Source organism: Yersinia sp. 1252 StPb PI, assembly GCF_048593885.1.
Lineage (GTDB): Bacteria > Pseudomonadota > Gammaproteobacteria > Enterobacterales > Enterobacteriaceae > Yersinia > Yersinia enterocolitica_E.
Genome location: NZ_JAZGQE010000254.1, coordinates 1 through 4,805 on the forward strand (window position 1 = coordinate 1; position 4,805 = coordinate 4,805).

A 4,805-nucleotide genomic window follows, 5' to 3' on the forward strand; every position below is an offset into this window, starting at 1 on the left:
CGTTTATAATCAATTCACTAGGCAGAATAAGGTTGCGGTGATGAGTTGGCTTCAGCGGGCTATACATGAGTAAGAATCTTTTCTTGATAATCTATAATTAGAGATTAGAATCACCGAAATAGTACTTTGGGCATCGGCAGCGTGGTTCTTGTTTATCTCGTCTTGGGTAATCATTTGGAGTCGATCGGTGCGAGTGAGGAGCAGTGAATTAACTCTGCGAATCCCAAGATATAACGATTTACGGAGAGAACATGACAAAATCAGTGATGATAGTTGATGACCACCCGGCTATTCGTGTCGCCATTCGTGCATTACTATCACAAAGTAACGAATTTTCAACCATTTACGAATCGGTTGATGGCAGTGAAGCCTTAGAGATTTTAAAAAACAACCCTGTTGATCTGGTTATTATCGATATTGAGTTACCTAACTTCGATGGTTTCTCGTTGTTGAAAAAACTACAGCAACGTGGATTTACAGGCAAATCATTATTCTTGTCCGCCAAGAATGAGCAAGTTTTTGCGGTACGGGCATTACAGGCCGGTGCCAACGGTTTCATCAGTAAAAATAAAGATATTAGCGAAATTCTTTTTGCTGCACAGAACGTATTACGTGGGTATTCTTTCTTCCCCTCTGAAACGTTGACCCAATTAGCCGGGCAACCTTCCAGCCATGATCCTGTCAATCGGGCGCGGTTGTTGTCAGAACGAGAAATTAATGTTTTACGTTATCTGGTGAATGGTTTGTCAAATAAACAGATTGCCGACGAAATGTTTATCAGTAACAAAACTGTCAGTACCTATAAAACCCGCATCTTGACCAAGTTAGGGCTAAGTTCCGTAATTGAACTGGCAGATTATGCACATACCCATAATTTGGTATAATTCAGGCGGCTCTGGTTTACCACGGGCAACCTTATCTTTACCGAGTAGGTTCTCTTTGCGAATTCTTCTTTACTGTTTGCTGTTGCTTAGCGGGCAGCTTAATGCCGCAATGATGACCGGTCGTCAGGGGTGCGATACTGGGCAGCCATTGACGATACACAGTATCGCTAATAGCTACAGTGAAGATCTATTACTGACACCTTCCACGGACACTCGCCAATCAAGCCGGCGCACGGTGAAAGTGGGGGTGGTCATGGATGCCAATACTCCTTTTGTCGTTAACCGTGATGATAATGCCATTGAAGGTATTGTTGCGGATTACCTGAAAATAATCAGTGATGCCAGCCAATTATCTTTCCAGATGATCGGTTATTGCGATTACGGGTTAGTTTTGAATGCATTGGAAAATGGCCAGATTGACTTAATGGCCGGGACACCTATGCCCCCTCAGCCGGGGCTGATAGCTTCCCATGCCTTCTTTACCAACCGGCATGTCGAAGTTCGCAGCAAAAATTGGGACCCGACCAAACGTACCCACCCAGAAACGGTGGCTATCGTTAATAACGAGCCACTCTCCCCTGAGTTTTTATTTAATTATCATGCCGATAAAATTGTTGCCTACCCCAACCAATTGCAGGGGTTGTTGGCTGTCGCCTATGGTAATGCCGATGTCTTTGTTGCGAATGCCACAACAGCTAACTATCTGATTGATCAGTTACAATTGCTGACGTTGCAAATTCGTAACTTTACCCCTTATCACCCTGCCCCTTACACATTCCTGGCGAGGGAAAGCAATCAAAAGCTGATTGACTACATTAATCAGATTTTAGAATTATTACCTACCCGCGCGACCGGTGATATTCAGCAACGCTGGTTTGGTAGCAAACATCATTACAATATTGATGCCAAGTTACTGTTGACCGAACAAGAGGTGAGCTGGATTCAGCACCATCCGGTGGTGAGTTATGTCGCCCCACTTGATCTGGCACCACTGATATTCCGCGATCGTCAAACCGGACAAATAGCCGGTTTCTCAGTCGATCTTATCGATATTATCGCGCGCCGAACCGGGATTAAATTTGAACCGGTCTATACCAAAGATACCGGTGAAGGGGTACGTGATTTTATCGCCGGTAAAACCGATTTACTGCCGATTGTAGCCGTTCGCAACGGTATGTATGGTAACAACCTTTACTCCTCACCAGTAGCTCAATCCTTATGGGGTATATTGACGCGCGAAGATCGCCTGGATATCAACAATGTGGCAGATCTGGCAGGAAAGCGCGTGGGGATACAAGCCGGTAGTGCTTCTGGCGGGATTATTGGTAACCCCCTGTTAGCCCAAAAGATTACCTTTGTCCAAGCCCCGGATACCATGACACTGGTGCGTTGGTTGCAGCAAGGTAAAGTGGATGCTGTCGTTAAGAATATGATGACCGCTAACTACCTGTCAGCTCAGAATTTTAGCCCGAATATAAAAACGGTCGCGGTTGCAGGTGAAGAACCGCTGATGATGGCATTTGCCATCCGCCCAGACCTGCCCGAATTAAAGGCCATTATAGATAAAGTAATTGAATCTATTCCACCAGAAGAGTTAGACAACTTAATTAGCGAATGGAGTACCTTCAAGCCTAAGCCAATAAGTTTTGATGAAGACTCATCAGATAATGAATGGCTGATGATGGCGTTGAAAATAAGTTCAGGGCTATTGTTGGTCTTCGGTTTATACCTGTGCTATCTGGTGTTCAATAAGCGCCGCCAGGCCAAGTTGCTACATGCCCGTTTGCTACAACAAGAATCGATTATCAATGCATTGCCCTTTGCGGTCTTTATTCGTACAACCAATGCCGAGTTAGCCGTTTATAACAGCCACTTTGCTGCGGCTCACCAAGATAAGCTTCACGATTTGCTCAATCAGGATATTGAACAAGCCAACTGGCCGATGACCAGTCCGCTTGATCGCGAGATAGATAAATACTGTCGTTATGTATTACAGGACAGAAAACCACAAATGGTGGATTTATCTCTTGAAATCAATGGTGAGCTACGGGATATCTTCCTGTGGATTATTCCACTGGACAATGCCGAACGCAGTTTACTGGGCGGCTGGCTGGACATTAGCCAACGTAAAACCGTTGAGCGTGAGTTAGAAGCGGCCCGTGTCGAAGCCGAAAGCGCTAACCGGACCAAGAGTACGTTCCTTGCCACAATCAGTCATGAACTGCGAACGCCAATGTACGCCATCATGGGCTTATTGGAGCTGGAGATCCGCAGCTCCCAGCCGGTTGATAAAGATACACTGGTTACCGTGTCCAAATCAGCTCAATCGTTGATGTTACTGCTTGATGACATCATCGACTCTGCCAAAATTGAAGCAGGCCAACTGAGTGTTCACCCTGCGGTGGTAGATTTCCGCCAGGAAATGGAACGGATGCTGACTATCTATCAACCCATCGCCGATGAGCGTGGGCTTCGATTCTCGGGTTGGCTGGATGACCAAATCCCTCACCTGCTGATGGCAGATATGCTCAGAGTGCGACAAGTGATGGGTAATCTGTTAGGTAACGCGTTGAAATTTACCGAACAAGGTAGTGTTTCAGTGGATGTGACTTGGGAGCCGACAGATGATAAACATGGCGTAATGAATATCGATATTACCGATACCGGTATTGGTATTTCTCCAGCGGCACAGGCAACGCTGTTCCAACCCTTTAGCCAGGCGAACGAAGGTAAATCACCCCGTTTTGGCGGCTCAGGGCTAGGGCTTTGGATCTGCCATCAATTGATTCATAAAATGGGCGGACAAATCAGCTTGGAAAGCCAGCTCGGCAAAGGCACCAGTTTGTTTATTACGTTACCACTGGATATTGCCACTGCTGATGATTTACCGCCAGATGCGACTATTCTGCATGCCGATGAAAAGCAGTTAGACCAGTTGAAAAATCTGCGTGTTCTGGTGGTGGATGACCTTCCGGCCAACCGCCAGTTACTTCAGCAGCAATTGGCCTTTATCGGCATCGAACAGGTGATGAGCGCAGAAAATGGCGCAGAAGCCTGGAAAATATTGCAACATTACAGTTTTGATATCGTCATCACCGATTACAACATGCCGCTGATGAATGGCTATGAACTTGCCGCCCATATCCGCAATAGTCCGGCAATGAAGGAGATGATAATCATTGGCTGTACCGCAGATGCGCGGGAAGAGAGCATAACTCGCTGTTCTGATGCTGGTATGAATGATTGCATGGTTAAACCGGTGACTATTGACACCTTACGCACTGTTTTGCTGCATCAACAGATTGTCGGTAACGATGTCGAGGCGAATTATCATCACACTACTGGCGACGATGGCATCAATGCGATGGAGATGAGCCATCAGGAAAATAGGGACTCAACCGCGGACAACAGTGAGCCCCCAAAAACGCAACAGCCCCCTATTGTCGCAGCACAAGATAAATTGACATCGCTCTCGGGTGGCAGAGCTGAGGTAGAGTTGCAGTTATTACAATCGTTGCTGGAAAGCAATGTGCAGGATACTGCCGCGCTAACGAAACTGTTTGACCATCTGATAACGGATGATAGCAGTACGAATGCTAGCGATATTTATAACGAAATGGCAACGTTGGTGCACCGGATCAAAGGCGCGGTACAACTGATTGATGCGCAAGATCTGGTAGATTGTTGTATCAGATTCGAACCCCTGTTACTCGCTCATGATAGGCCAGCCGTCATTTCACTTGGAGCAGACTATCTGAAACAGTTAACGGAGACTAATCAGTTATTAGTTAAGCTGGTTGCCTCATACGCCGAAATAGATAGCGATACCCCCGATTAAATAAATATTTAAATAGTGCTTTCATCTAAAGCCCGCCAGTACATACTTGGTGGGCTTTTTTATATATCAACTAATCATCCCTG

The 4,805-nt window shown here is 46.0% G+C and carries 2 protein-coding genes; both read left to right on the forward strand.

All coding sequences use genetic code 11. The features are described from left to right. Positions 1 to 251 precede the first annotated feature (251 nt). Positions 252 to 884 carry a response regulator gene (locus V2A85_RS21920; protein ID WP_004705218.1) on the forward strand — a complete coding sequence of 211 codons (633 nt, stop codon included), beginning with the start codon at positions 252 to 254 and terminating at the stop codon, positions 882 to 884. Between the two features lie 79 nt (positions 885 to 963). Next, a complete protein-coding gene (locus V2A85_RS21925) occupies positions 964 to 4,722 on the forward strand; it encodes an ATP-binding protein (RefSeq protein WP_420072360.1) in 3,759 nt (1,252 codons plus the stop codon). Positions 4,723 to 4,805: the final 83 nt, after the last annotated feature.